The following is a 13,583-nucleotide window of genomic DNA, read 5'->3' on the forward strand; positions in this document are numbered from 1 at the left end:
GTCACTCTTCTACTTCTGCCGCAGGCTGCTTTTCTTGGACCACGACTGACCGCGCCCGCTTGCCGCGGAAATAGGACTGTACCCATGGATCGTCACAGGCAAACATATCCTCAAGCGTACCCTCGACCAAGACCCGTTTCTCTCCGAGCACAGCAATTCTGTCGCAGACCGAGAAAAGACTATCGAGGTCGTGTGTCACCATGTAGACGGTCAAGCCCAGCGTATCGCGCAGCCTGGCGATGAGCGCGTCGAAATCGGCAGCGCCGATCGGGTCGAGGCCGGAGGTCGGCTCATCGAGGAAAACGAGGTCCGGATCGAGCGCCAGAGCACGTGCAAGTGCGGCGCGCTTGATCATGCCGCCTGACAGTTCGGACGGATATTTGTCGGCCGCATCGGGCGGCAGGCCGACCATCTCGATCTTCAGGTAGGCGAGTTCGTCCATCAGCGACTGCGGCAGATCGAGATATTCGCGCATCGGCAGCTGGATGTTTTCCTTCACCGTCAGGGCCGAGAACAGCGCTCCGTGCTGGAAGAGCACGCCGAGCCGCGTGTCGAGCGCCATGCGCTCGTCTTCCGCGACAGTGTCGTAATCGGCGCCGAGAATGTGGATCGTGCCGGAACGGTGCGGCAACAGGCCGAGCACCGTTCGCATCAGCACCGATTTGCCGGTGCCGGACGCGCCGACGAATCCCAGGATCTCGCCGCGATAGATGTCCAGGTTCAGGTGGTCGAGCACCAGCTTCTCTCCGAAGCCGACCGTCAGGTCGCGGACCGACAGCACCACCTGCCGGCCATTCGACTTGTCCCTGATCACGGTCTGCGGCACCTCTTCCAAACCGTTCTCCATCAGAAATCGATTGCGGAATAAAAAAGCGCGAACATCGCATCCATGAAGATGACGGCGAAGATCGATTTTACCACCGAGGTGGTGACATGCTGGCCGAGCGATTCGGCGCTGCCGCCGACCTTCATGCCCTCGACGGCGGCAACGATGCCGATCGCCAGCGCCATGAACGGCGCCTTGATCATGCCGGAGGCGACGGAGGTGTGGTCGATCGCCTCATGAAGGCGCGACAGATACGTATCGAAGGTGATGCCGGAATAGGCAAGAGCGACGACGGCCGCCCCGAACAGGGCCGAAAAGTTGGCGATGATCGTCAAGAGCGGCAGCGCCACGGTCAGCGCCACGAGCCGCGGAAAGATCAGCACGCCGACCGGATTGAGGCCGATCACCGTCAACGCGTCGATCTCCTCGCGCATCTTCATCGAACCGATCTCGGCGGTAATCGCGCTGCCGGAACGGCCGGCGATCATGATCGCGGTCAGCAGCACGCCGATCTCACGAAGCTGCAGGATGCCGACCAGATCGACGACAAAAATCTCGGCCCCGAAATACCGGAGCTGGAAGGCGCCCTGCTGGGCGATGATCGCGCCGATCAGGAAGGACATCAGCACGATGATCGGCACCGCGCGCACGCCCATGCGGTCGATATGGGTGACGACGGACGCCGGCGATACGCCTGCGCCACGGCCGAGCTTCATCTGGGCACCGCGAACCGCCGAGCCGAGAATATGCATGGCCGCATAGAAATCACCGCCGAGCGAGACTATGACTTCGCCGACCGGAGCAAACAGGCGTTCGAACAGGTTTCCCTTAGCTCCGCCGTCCGCAGGCGGCGCAGGAACGTGTTCCGGCAAGACGCCGATCAATTCCCGGATCGGGCCTTCGCCGCCCACCAGGGCCGCTTCTGCGCCCTGCCCGCCCTTGGCGGTCATCAGCCGGCGGATGAGCCAGGCGCCGGCTGTATCGACGCCGGTGATACCGGAAAGATCGATCTCCACCTTGCCCCGTTTTGCGGCATTTTCGAACCGCTCGAACTCCTTGAGCACAGGTGCTATCGTCGGGCCGCGCCATTCGCCGGCCAGCACGTACCGTTCACCGCCGTCGCCGGGCAGATTTTCGGCCTTGATTTCGGCTGGCTGGAACGTCACGTGTTTCTTTCGCGCTTCAAGCTTGTCAGGAGTTTCAATACGATGCGGTTGATCGCACTTTCGAGACCGGCAATATAGCTGCGTCATAGGGATTTGCCACAACGGGACGCGTAAAACCATGAGCCGTCACCTCGAAGCCACAATAGAGACGTTTCCGATCTCCGGTTCCTTCACGATTTCCCGCGGCTCCAAGACCGAGGCGGAAGTCATCACCTGCATCGTCAGCGAGAACGGCTTTTCCGGCCGCGGCGAATGTGTGCCTTACAAGCGCTATGGCGAAAGCCTGGACGGTGTGATGGAGGATATCACGGCCATTGCTGACGCAATCCGCGCCGGTTTGACACGCGCGGAGCTGCAGAGACGGATGCCGCCGGGTGCTGCCCGAAACGCCGTCGATTGTGCGCTCTGGGACCTGGAGGCGAAGCTGAGCGGGCAGCGTGTCGCCGATGTGATCGGCGCTACCAGCCGCAAACCCTTCGTCACCGCCTTCACGCTGTCGCTCGGTGAACCGGAGGTCATGGCAGCGGAGGCGGCCCGGAATGCCTACCGACCGCTTCTCAAGGTCAAGCTCGGGACGGACAATGACGAAATGCGGCTGAGGGCCGTTCGTGACGCCGCGCCGGCCGCGCGGATCATCGTCGATGCCAACGAAGGATGGACCGAGGAAAACCTCGCCCACCACATGGCGATCGCCGCGGAAACCAATGTGTCGTTGATCGAGCAGCCATTGCCGGCCGGCCGGGATGCGGCGCTTGCCCGTATCCGCCGCCTCGTTTCCGTCTGCGCCGATGAAAGCGTGCATGCCACGGAGGACCTGGCAAACCTTCGCGACCGTTATGACGCCGTCAACATCAAGCTCGACAAGACCGGCGGACTGACCGAAGCGCTGGCGATGAAGGCGGAAGCACAGCGGCTTGGATTTGCCGTGATGATCGGCTGCATGGTCGGCTCCTCGCTCGCCATGGCGCCGGCCGTGCTGCTTGCCCAGGATGCGGACTACGCGGATCTCGACGGACCGCTGCTGCTTTCCCGCGACCGGCCGGACGGGCTGCGCTACGAGGGTTCCCTCGTCTACCCGCCGGAAGCGACCCTCTGGGGCTGAAGTCTTGCCGCAAGCGCGATGATCGACAGGCCAAGCAGCGCCAGGACAGACATGGCCACATAGCTCGTCGGGCCGAACTGGCGGTAAAGTACGCCGGAGAGCACCGTCGAAAGCGCGAGAAAAACGCCGTTGTAGAAGACATAGGCGCCCTGCATCGAGGCTTCCTGGTCCTCGCGCACCGCCTCGACCAGCCGGTGCTGGATGCCGATGTGGACAAAGGCGAAGGTGAACGCGTGGGTGGCCTGCAGCGCCAGATATCCCCAGAAATCGAGCGGCATCGGAAACAGTGTCCAGCGCAGCACCGCCACCGCACAACCGATTCGCATCAGCGTCCAGGGCGAGATCCTTCGGGCGATCCAGCCCGCTGCGAAGAAGACGATGATCTCCGACACGACGGCTGCGCTCCACAGGACGCCGATCGAGCCGCTCGAAAACCCGATCTGCTGCCAGTGTATGGTGCCGAACGTATAGAACATGCCGTGCCCTGCCTGCGCCACCGACGCTCCGATCATCAGCACGTGCAGGTCGAGCCTTTTCAGCGAGCTCGGCTGAGGCACCTTGTCCGGGTCAGGCCTTGCAACGGCCCGGCCGAGCTTGGGAGCCGCGAACGCAACGGCGACGGTCAGAAGAAAACCGACCGCTATCGCCGACGGTACGGCCTGGAAACCCCAGAAGCCGAGGAGCTCGCCGACGAATAGCACCACGGCCACGAAGCCGACCGACCCCCACACCCGCATCGAGCCATATTGGAAACCCCAGCGCCGGACCCCGCTCACGGCGATCGATTCGACGATCGGCGCATAGGGCGCGAAAACCGCCGCCTGAACGGCGACGACGATGAGAACCGGCCAGAAGTCGCGGGTGAAGAACATGGCGAATGCCGTCAACAACGACAGCGCGCCGGACCAGGCGAGCATCAGGGTGCGTTCCGTCATGCGGTCAGCAAGCAGGCCGGCAACAGGGGCTGCCACCACGCGCAGGAAAAGCTGCGAAGCGAGCACGATGCCGATTTCAAACTCGGTAAAGGCAAGCCCGTCGAGCCAGACGGGCAGATAGGGCAGAATCACGCCATTCACCCCGAGCGGCGCCCCATAGGCGATCGCACAGCGCAACTGGAAGAACCGGGGCGCTGTCTGCGCCGTATTTAAGGGAATCACGATTTCACGGGTGGGTTGCTGAAGTTTCAGCTTACCTAACACACACCCTTGTGCCTGCCTATGGCAAGATGTAGCCCTCTGACCGGCCTGTCCATCTGTCGCAGGCCACTCAGGCGGCCCGCATGTCCTCGATGGATTGTGGCGCCGGCAAGGCCTTGATCTCGGCCGTGGCGGCGATGTTCTGCCACGAGATCATCTCCAGAGTGCCGTCGAAGTTCTCGGCGATCGCCGTACAGCTTTCCACCCAGTCGCCGGTATTGACGTAGTGGATGCCGTCGATGTCTTCCATGACGGCGTGATGGATATGGCCGCAGATGACGCCATCGACATTGTTGCGGCGGGCTTCGTCGGCGACGACCCGCTGGAACTCGCCGATGAAATTCACGGCGTGTTTGACCTGCAGCTTGGCCCAGGCCGAGAACGACCAGTAGGGCATGCCGAGGCGTCGGCGGATGGCGGCAAGGCCGATATTGATGACGATGGCCGCGTCATAGGCCCAGTCGCCGAGATAGGCGAGCAGGCGGGCGTTGCGGACCACGACGTCGAATTCGTCGCCATGCAGGACCAGGTATTTCTTGCCGTCGGCCATTTCGTAGATTTCGCGCTCCGCGACTTCGATGCCGCCGAAATGGGTGCCCGGGAAGGAGCGCAGGAATTCGTCGTGGTTGCCGGGGATGTAGACGATGCGGGTGCCCTTGCGCGCCTTGCGCAGCAGCTTCTGGACCACGTCGTTGCAGCCCTGCGGCCAGTACCAGTTGCGCTTCAGCCGCCAGCCGTCGACGATGTCGCCGACCAGGAAGATGGTATCCGCTTCGTGACAACGCAGGAAATCCAGGAGGAAGTCTGTTCGGGCCGCCTTGGAGCCCAGATGAACGTCCGAAATGAAGAGCGTTCTGAAATGCCTTGTATCCATCTCACCGGTCACGAAGTCGTCCTTTCGCTGCCGCTTCTGGTGGCTTCAAAACCAGACTCGTGTTTCAGGATGATGACAGGGCGGGGAAAAGCCGGCCCCGGCGTTCCGATCGGCCATGTTCCAATTTCCGCCATCACCCCAAATTAGCTGCTGTCGCTGCCGATCGATTGATGTAAGGAGAGGTCTCTCCTTTCGACCCCTCAAAGACAGAACAAGCAAGCCAGGAGGAAACATGAACGCGCAGGACAAACCGAAGGCGCCGACCATGCCGGTCAGCGGCGATCTCGACGAGCAGGCGCTGTTCTTCCACCGCTACCCGCGGCCTGGCAAGCTGGAGATCCAGGCGACCAAGCCGCTCGGCAACCAGCGCGACCTGGCGCTTGCCTATTCTCCGGGCGTTGCAGCCCCATGTCTGGCGATCCGCGATAACCCGGATATGGCTGCGGACTATACCGCCCGCGCCAACCTCGTCGCCGTCGTCTCGAACGGTTCGGCCGTGCTTGGGCTCGGCAATATCGGCCCGCTGGCTTCAAAGCCGGTCATGGAAGGCAAGGCCGTCCTCTTCAAGAAATTCGCCGGCATCGACGTCTTCGACATCGAGATCGACGCGCCCGGCATCGAGGCGATGGTCTCGACCGTCTCGGCGCTCGAGCCGACCTTCGGCGGTATCAACCTCGAAGACATCAAGTCGCCGGAATGTTTCGAGGTCGAGCGCCGGCTGCGCGAAAAGATGAACATCCCGGTCTTCCACGACGACCAGCACGGCACCGCCATCATCGTCGCTGCCGCGATCCTGAACGGGTTGGAACTGGCGGGCAAGAACATCGCCGACGTGAAGATCGTGACGTCGGGCGCGGGTGCCGCGGCGCTGGCCTGCCTGCATCTCCTCGTTTCGCTCGGCGCGAAAAAGGAGAATATCTGGGTCCACGACATCGAAGGCCTTGTCTATGACGGGCGCAATACGCTGATGGACGAGTGGAAGGAAATCTACACCCAGAAATCCGACAAGCGCGTCCTTGCCGACAGCATCGGCGGTGCCGACGTGTTTCTCGGCCTCTCCGCCGCGGGCGTGCTAAAGCCCGAACTCCTGGCGCAGATGGCCGAAAAGCCGCTGATCATGGCGCTTGCCAATCCGACGCCGGAAATCATGCCGGAGCTCGCCCGCGCCGCCCGCCCCGACGCGATGATCTGCACCGGCCGTTCGGACTTCCCGAACCAGGTCAACAACGTGCTGTGCTTCCCCTACATCTTCCGCGGTGCGCTCGATTGCGGCGCCCGGACGATCAACGAGGAGATGAAGATGGCAGCGGTCAAGGCGATCGCAGCGCTTGCCCGCGAGGAAGTCTCCGACGTTGCCGCGCGCGCCTATTCCGGCGAGACTCCGATCTTCGGAGCCGACTATCTCATCCCCTCGCCTTTCGATCCGCGCCTCATCCTGCGCATTGCCCCGGCGGTTGCCAAAGCCGCTGCCGAGACCGGCGTCGCATCCCGGCCGATCCAGGATTTCGAGGCCTATCTCGACCAGCTGAACCGCTTCGTGTGGCGCTCCGGTTTCGTCATGAAGCCGATCTTCAGCGCCGCCAAGGTTTCGGAAAAGAACCGGGTGATCTTCGCCGAGGGCGAGGACGAGCGCGTCTTGCGCGCCGCCCAGGTTCTGCTCGAGGAAAAGACGGCGACCCCGATCCTGATCGGTCGTCCTTCCGTCATCGAGGCACGGCTTGCCCGTTTCGGCATCCGCATCCGCCCGAATGTCGATTTCGCCGTGGTCAACCCGGAAGACGATCCGCGCTATCGCGACTATGTCGACGAATATTTCGCCCTGGTCGGCCGCGAAGGCATCAATCCGGAAGCGGCGCGCACCATCGTGCGCACCAACAACACGGTGATCGGCGCGCTCGCGGTCAAGCGCGGCGATGCGGACGCGCTGATCTGCGGCGTCGAAGGCCGTTACGACAAGCATCTCAGCGACGTGAACCAGATCATCGGCAAGCGGCCGGACGTCTGCGCCTTCTCGGGCCTCAGCCTGGTCATCTCCCAGCGTGGTGCGATGTTCTTCACCGACACCTTCGTCAACTACAACCCGTCCGCGCAGGAAATCGCCGAGATCACGGTTCTGGCGGCCGAGGAAATCCGCCGCTTCGGCATCACCCCGAAGGCGGCGCTGATCTGCCATTCGAATTTCGGCTCGCGCGATTCGGAAAGCGCCCAGAAGATGCGGACCGCCCTGAAGCTGGTGCGCCAGCGGGCACCGGAGCTTGAAGTGGACGGCGAAATGCAGGGCGGTTCTGCCCTGTCGGAAACGCTGCGCAAGCGGGCCATGCCGAACAGTTCGCTGACCGGCGAGGCCAACCTGCTGGTTTTCCCGAACCTCGACGCGGCAAACATCTCGCTCGGCCTCGTGCGCAACCTGACGGACGCCTTGCATGTCGGCCCCATTCTTCTGGGAGCGGCCCAGCCGGCGCATATCCTGTCGTCCTCGGTCACGTCGCGCGGCGTCGTGAACATGGCGGCGCTGGCGGTTGTCGAAGCATCGCAGCCAAATCTGCAATTTCAATCTTAAATTGCAGATTCACCCGCACAGCGGTTTGAGCCCTGAACAGGGCTCGAACTCCCTGCTGCAGAAATGACCTGCGCCGGGTATTGCCCCGATTTTTGAGGGCGATGCCGGCGACTTTATGAGATTGTCAACCGGAACGTTCCATGATGCCATCTCCACTCTGGAGAGGATGCCGGAATTGCCGATACCGCTTCGCGGCCTGCTGACCATACCTCTGTTTTTTCTGCCGGCCGCAGCGCTTGCGGGGGACCCCGCCGTTTGTGCGGCACTCTACCGGAAACTTGGAAACAGCCCGCAGATCATCGGCAGCACCTCCGTGGCGCGCAGCTATGCCCAGCAACTCGGCGAATACAATGCCGATATCCGGGAGCTCAGGATCGACATGCGCCGCGCCGGCTGCGGCAACGGCAGCGTCGTGGTTCTGGGCGGCCCGAATGCCGAGGTCTGCGGCCAGATGCGGGATGCGCTGGACAGAATGGAGCAGAGCCGCGACGCGCTGGCAGCGGAACGGAACAGTTCGCGGCAGATGATCCTGCCCTCGGAAGAGCGCAATGCCATTCTCGCCGCCATTCGCGAACAGCGCTGCATCCCCTCTTTCGAGCCTCTGCCGCCTGTCGTCGACGACCGCCGAAAGGTGCCGGGGATCGAGCTGCCCAGGCAGGAGGAGCCCTATTCCGGGATCACCAAATTGCAGACGCATCCGCCGCAGGCCGCAGTCCAGCGGCCAGTGCTCACACCGCCACCGGAGCGAGCCTACGATCCGAACAAGAAGGTGCGCACCGTCGGGCCGACCTTCCTGCCCGATGAGAGTATCGATCTCAGCAATCCGCAATCGGCAGGACCGCAGCCGCAGCAATAGTCAGCGGTTTTCCCATCGGTCCTCAAAGATCAGTTCGTCCAGGGTCAGGCGCTGGCGCCAGCCCTTGAGCGCCAGCTCCGGCTCGCCATAGAGCCGGTCGACATAACCGAGGCAGAGCCAGGCGACGATCTCGATGCGGTCGGGAATGCCCAGCAGCCCGCGCACGTCCTCGTCGCGAAAAATGCTGACCCAGCCGACGCCGACGCCTTCGGCCCTGGCAGCAAGCCAGAGGTTCTGCACGGCGCAGACGGTCGAATAGGCGTCCATGCGCGGATTGTGGGTGCGGCCGAGCACGACCGGGCCTGCGCGATCCGGATCACAGGTGACGCAGATCGACAGCGGTGCCTTGCGGATGCCTTCGAGCTTGAGGCTGCGGTACAAATCACGGCTTTCCTCCGCAAACATTGCCTCCGCTTCGTCATTGGCGCGCGAAAAGGCGGCCCACGCTGCCTCCCGCACCGCCTGGTCTCGGATGAGGATGAAATTCCACGGTTGCATGAAACCGACCGAGGGGGCTGCATGCGCGGCGCCAAGCAGCCGCTTTACCAAGTCGTCCGGCAACGGATCGGGCAGGAACTGGTCGCGCACGTCGCGTCGCGTCTCGATCGCCTTGTAGACGGCCGCACGATCGGCCTTCGAAAATTCACCGGCAGGCAGCAAGGCATGCGCGAAAGGGTCAGGTCGCATCGTTTATCCCCAACAATGCCGTCGCTCCCCAACCTTTCGAAAGCAAGGAGAGGTCCGAAACCTTTCCGCCGTCCGCGCGGGTTCGGTCTATCGTGTCAGGCCGGTCTTCTGACTTGGCTTCGTCCGCTTCCCGCCGCAGCCTTCCCGGTTTCCCAGTGGCTAAATTCCTGCGGCCGGGCGTCCACCTCACAGCGTTGGGCACGTTCCGGATCCACCCCGGATTCCCGATTCTCCGGCTTTTGGCCGGCACCTGACAGGATCGGTTATGCCCTTACCCAATCCCCGGCGCAAGACGCTCATGCGACGGCGAAATAGCGCACCTAGGCGAATTCACTGCTGCGGGTGACCAGTTGGGCGCCTCGATCTGCGCGGGGCCATGATCCCTCTCCTACCGATCGCGGAAACGGTTGGTGATCGGGTAACGCCGGTCGCGGCCGAAATTCTTCTTGGTGATTTTGACGCCCGGCGCCGATTGGCGCCGCTTGTATTCGGCGAGATAGAGAAGGTGCTCGATGCGGTGAACGGTCGCGATGTCGTGGCCGCGGGCGATAATCTCCTCGGTGCCCATCTCCAACTCGACGAGGCACTCGAGAATGTCGTCGAGCACCGGATAGGGCGGCAGCGAGTCCTGGTCGGTCTGGTTGGGCCTCAGTTCCGCGGATGGCGCCTTTGAGATGATGTTCTTCGGGATCACCTCGCCGCTCGGGCCGAGAGCCGTCGGCGGCAGGTGTTGGTTGCGCCAGGCGGCCAGCGCATAGACCTGCATCTTGTAGAGGTCCTTGATCGGATTGAAGCCGCCGTTCATGTCGCCGTAGAGGGTCGCGTAACCGACCGACATTTCCGACTTGTTGCCGGTCGTCACCACCATCGAGCCGAACTTGTTGGAGATCGCCATCAGGATCGTGCCGCGCGCGCGGCTCTGGAGGTTCTCCTCGGTGATGCCCTCCTCGGTTCCCTCGAACAGCTCGGCCAGCGCCGACGAAAAACCATCCACCGGCTCGGCGATCTGGACGATATCGTAACGGCAGCCGAGCGCCCTGGCGCAATCGGCCGCGTCCTTCAGCGAATCCTCGGATGTATAGCGATAGGGCAGCATCACGGTGCGCACCCTCTCCTCGCCGAGCGCATCGACGGCGATCGCCGCGCAGATGGCGCTGTCGATACCGCCGGACAGGCCGAGCACGACCGACTTGAAACCGTTCTTGTTGACGTAATCGCGGAAGCCGAGCAGGCAGGCGCGGTAATCCGCCTCCTCCTTTTCCGGAATGCGCGCCATCGGGCCGCGTGCACAATGCCAGGTCTCGCCAATTCGTCTCCACTCGGTGACGGCAACGGCCGGCTCGAACTGGCTCATCTGGAAGGCGAGCGACTTGTCCACATTGAAGGCGAAGCTGGCGCCGTCGAAGACCAGTTCGTCCTGGCCGCCGAGCTGGGCCGCGTAGATCATCGGCAGGCCGGTCTCGATCACCTGTTTCAGCACGACCTGGTGGCGGATATCCACCTTGCCGCGATAGTAGGGCGAGCCGTTCGGCACGAGCAGGATTTCCGCACCGCTTTCCGACAGCGTCTCGCAGACGCCGAGATCGCCCCAGATATCCTCGCAGATCGGGATGCCGAGCCGGACGCCGCGAAAATTCACCGGTCCGGGCATCTCGCCGGCGATAAAGACGCGCTTCTCATCGAACTCGCCATAGTTCGGCAGGTCGATCTTGTCGCGCACGGCGATCACCCTGCCACCGTCGAGCACGGCGATCGAGTTGTGCCGGCCTTCCTCGCCCTGGCGGGGAAATCCGATGATGACACCGGGGCCACCATCCGCCGTATCGGCAGCAAGCTCCTCCACCGCCTTCAGGCAGGCCTTCAGGAAAGCCGGTTTCAGGACAAGGTCTTCCGGCGGATAACCGGACAGGAAGAGCTCCGTAAACAGGATGAGATCCGCCTCCTCGCGGGCAGCATCTCTTCGGGCTTCTCGGGCCAACGCCAGATTGCCGGCGATATCGCCGACGGTCGGGTTGAGCTGCGCGACGGCGATACGGAAAGTCTGGCTGATGTCCTGGGTCATGGTACCGATTTAGCGTCAGCCGCAGGCGGCGGCAACGTCGTTGCGAGAGTTTTTTGTCCGTCAGGCGGATGCAGGACGATCGCCCGGATAATGCGGCACGTCGTCCTCGGGCAATTCATAGAAATCCGCCTTCTCGGCGCAATAGATATGCTCGCCCATGACAAGCCCGCTCGGCTGGTCGAAGGCGCCCGCCAGGATCGAAATGCTCTGCGCGCCCTCCGCCTGCCAGAACAGCGCCGAGCCGCATTGCGAGCAGAAGCCGCGCCGCGCTTCGTCGCTGGCACGATACCAGCTGAGCCTGTCCTCGCCTTGAAGCGTCATGTTCTCGACGCACACGCTGGTGGCCGCATAATAGAGCCCGGTCTGGCGGCGGCATTGCGAACAATGACAGGCCGTGATCGTCCGCAACGGACCGACCGTCTCAAACCGGATCGCGCCGCACAGGCAACGACCGCTGTTTTTCTGCTCCATGCAACATCCCCGACGAAAGCAAGACGCAGTGTCGCGAGCGCGGGCCGCGGGGTCAAATCTATTCGGCTGATCATGCCATCAAAGGAAATAATAATAAAAAGGCCAGCGTCACCGCCGGCCTTCTCCGATTTTCAGCCATCGTGTGTGGCGGTTCAGCCGTTGACGACCATCCGCTTCTCGTCGCGGCCGCTCTTCATCCGCTCGGCGAGCAGGAAGGCCAACTCCAGCGCCTGGTCGGCGTTGAGACGCGGGTCGCAATGGGTGTGGTAACGGTCCTGCAGGTCGCCGGCCGTGACGGCACGAGCGCCGCCGGTGCATTCGGTGACGTCCTTGCCGGTCATCTCGATATGGATGCCGCCCGGATGGGTGCCTTCCGCACGGTGGATCTGGAAGAAACTTTCGACTTCCGACAGGATCCGCTCGAACGGCCGGGTCTTGTAGTTGTTGAGCGTGATCGTGTTGCCGTGCATTGGGTCGCAGGACCAGACGACCTTTTTGCCCTCGCGCTCGACAGCGCGGATCAGCTTGGGCAGGCTCTCGGCAACCTTGTCATGACCGAAACGGCAGATCAGCGTCAGGCGCCCGGCTTCGTTCGCCGGGTTCAGCGCGTCGATGAGCTCGATCAGGTTGTCGGCCTGCAGCGACGGGCCGCATTTGAGACCGATCGGGTTCTTGATGCCGCGGAAATATTCGACATGCGCGTGGTCGAGCTGGCGGGTGCGGTCGCCGATCCACAGCATGTGGCCGGACGTCGCGTACCAGTCGCCGGACGTGGAGTCGACGCGGGTGAAGGCTTCTTCGTAGCCGAGAAGCAGCGCCTCATGGCTGGTGAAGAAGTCCGTCTCGCGCAGGCTCGGCTGGTTTTCGGCGGTGATGCCGATCGCGGTCATGAAGTCCATGGTCTCGCTGATGCGGTCGGCGAGCTTGCGGTAGCGTTCGCCCTGGGGGCTGTCCTTGACGAAGCCGAGCATCCACTTGTGGACGTTTTCGAGATTGGCGTAGCCGCCCATCGCAAAGGCGCGCAAAAGGTTGAGCGTCGCAGCAGACTGGCGATAGGCCATCATCTGGCGTTCCGGATCGGGAATGCGCGACTCCGGCGAAAACTCGATGCCGTTGATGATATCGCCGCGGTAGGACGGCAGTTCGACGCCTCCCTGCACCTCGACATTCGACGAACGCGGCTTGGCAAACTGGCCGGCGATACGGCCGACCTTGACGACCGGAAGCTGGGCGCCATAGGTCAGGACGACGGCCATCTGCAGGAACGAACGGAAAAAGTCGCGGATATTGTCCGCACCGTGTTCGACGAAGCTTTCTGCGCAGTCGCCGCCCTGCAGCAGGAAGGCATTGCCTTCCGCGACGCTTGCGAGCTGCTTCTTCAGGCGGCGGGCTTCACCGGCGAACACGAGCGGCGGAAAGGTCGCGAGCTGAGCCTCAGTCGCCGCCAGCGCGGCCTTGTCCGGAAATTCAGGGACCTGCTGGATCGGTTTTTGCCGCCAACTGCTCGGGGTCCAGTTCTGTGCCATCTCGCTCACCTGTTTCAGCCTCGGCCATCCTCTGCCGGGCAAGTCTTTAAAATCGAGGCGGCTTATAGACCTTAACAGCCCCGTTGCATAGCCGTTTTGCCTGCTTTCACCGCCGGCTCGTCCCCCGCGATATGCCACGAATATCAAGCTGACGCCGCATCCGATCGGATCGCATGCAGTGTGAATTCAGGACATGGCGTGAATTTTAGTCCCGTTCTTAGCCACAATTTCACGAATTTGCGCGACGTTTCGCGCAG

Annotated in this window: 11 protein-coding genes and 1 riboswitch; of the genes, 3 read left to right on the forward strand and 8 right to left on the reverse strand. The window is 62.9% G+C overall.

Translation table 11 applies throughout. The features are described from left to right. Position 1: 1 nt before the first annotated feature. The gene (locus ABCW43_RS01455) at positions 2–847 is read right to left on the reverse strand and encodes an ABC transporter ATP-binding protein (protein ID WP_345921804.1); all 846 of its coding nucleotides are present in this window, start codon (positions 845–847) and stop codon (positions 2–4) included. After that, positions 847–1,992, reverse strand: coding sequence for an ABC transporter permease (locus ABCW43_RS01460; RefSeq protein ID WP_445738882.1), 1,146 nt, complete (start codon positions 1,990–1,992; stop codon positions 847–849). The genes ABCW43_RS01455 and ABCW43_RS01460 overlap by 1 nt, the downstream gene beginning before the upstream one ends. A gap of 118 nt (positions 1,993–2,110) precedes the next feature. On the opposite strand from ABCW43_RS01460, the gene dgcA reads away from it, so the two are divergent. Next, positions 2,111–3,094: an N-acetyl-D-Glu racemase DgcA gene (gene dgcA, locus ABCW43_RS01465; RefSeq protein ID WP_345921805.1), complete on the forward strand. Its 984-nt coding sequence runs from the start codon at positions 2,111–2,113 to the stop codon at positions 3,092–3,094. Here the strand turns inward: dgcA and ABCW43_RS01470 are convergent. Together ABCW43_RS01470 and ABCW43_RS01475 are read right to left on the reverse strand one after the other, a co-directional pair. Beyond that, on the reverse strand, positions 3,064–4,251 hold the full coding sequence (locus tag ABCW43_RS01470) for an MFS transporter (RefSeq protein ID WP_345921806.1): 1,188 nt from the start codon (positions 4,249–4,251) through the stop codon (positions 3,064–3,066). The genes dgcA and ABCW43_RS01470 overlap by 31 nt on opposite strands. 109 nt (positions 4,252–4,360) lie before the next feature. Continuing rightward, positions 4,361–5,164: a UDP-2,3-diacylglucosamine diphosphatase gene (locus tag ABCW43_RS01475; RefSeq protein WP_345923293.1), complete on the reverse strand. Its 804-nt coding sequence runs from the start codon at positions 5,162–5,164 to the stop codon at positions 4,361–4,363. A gap of 232 nt (positions 5,165–5,396) precedes the next feature. On the opposite strand from ABCW43_RS01475, the gene ABCW43_RS01480 reads away from it, so the two are divergent. Beyond that, entirely contained in the window at positions 5,397–7,724 is a 2,328-nt protein-coding gene (locus tag ABCW43_RS01480; protein ID WP_345921807.1) for an NADP-dependent malic enzyme, read from the forward strand. 115 nt (positions 7,725–7,839) lie between these two features. After that, the gene (locus ABCW43_RS01485; protein ID WP_345921808.1) at positions 7,840–8,580 is read left to right on the forward strand and encodes a hypothetical protein; all 741 of its coding nucleotides are present in this window, start codon (positions 7,840–7,842) and stop codon (positions 8,578–8,580) included. On the opposite strand, the gene bluB is transcribed toward ABCW43_RS01485, so the two are convergent. From bluB to ABCW43_RS01505, 4 genes are all read right to left on the reverse strand, one after another. Beyond that, on the reverse strand, positions 8,581–9,267 hold the full coding sequence (bluB, locus tag ABCW43_RS01490) for a 5,6-dimethylbenzimidazole synthase (RefSeq protein WP_345921809.1): 687 nt from the start codon (positions 9,265–9,267) through the stop codon (positions 8,581–8,583). It lies immediately after the preceding gene. 81 nt (positions 9,268–9,348) lie between these two features. Continuing rightward, positions 9,349–9,536: riboswitch (cobalamin riboswitch) on the reverse strand. A gap of 119 nt (positions 9,537–9,655) precedes the next feature. Then, on the reverse strand, positions 9,656–11,329 hold the full coding sequence (locus tag ABCW43_RS01495) for an NAD+ synthase (protein WP_345921810.1): 1,674 nt from the start codon (positions 11,327–11,329) through the stop codon (positions 9,656–9,658). Positions 11,330–11,389: 60 nt separating this feature from the next. Beyond that, positions 11,390–11,800: a GFA family protein gene (locus ABCW43_RS01500; RefSeq protein ID WP_345921811.1), complete on the reverse strand. Its 411-nt coding sequence runs from the start codon at positions 11,798–11,800 to the stop codon at positions 11,390–11,392. Positions 11,801–11,952: 152 nt separating this feature from the next. Further along, on the reverse strand, positions 11,953–13,326 hold the full coding sequence (locus ABCW43_RS01505; protein WP_345921812.1) for a class II 3-deoxy-7-phosphoheptulonate synthase: 1,374 nt from the start codon (positions 13,324–13,326) through the stop codon (positions 11,953–11,955). Between the last annotated feature and the right edge of the window lie 257 nt (positions 13,327–13,583).

This window comes from Neorhizobium tunisiense (assembly GCF_039631515.1).
GTDB lineage: Bacteria > Pseudomonadota > Alphaproteobacteria > Rhizobiales > Rhizobiaceae > Neorhizobium.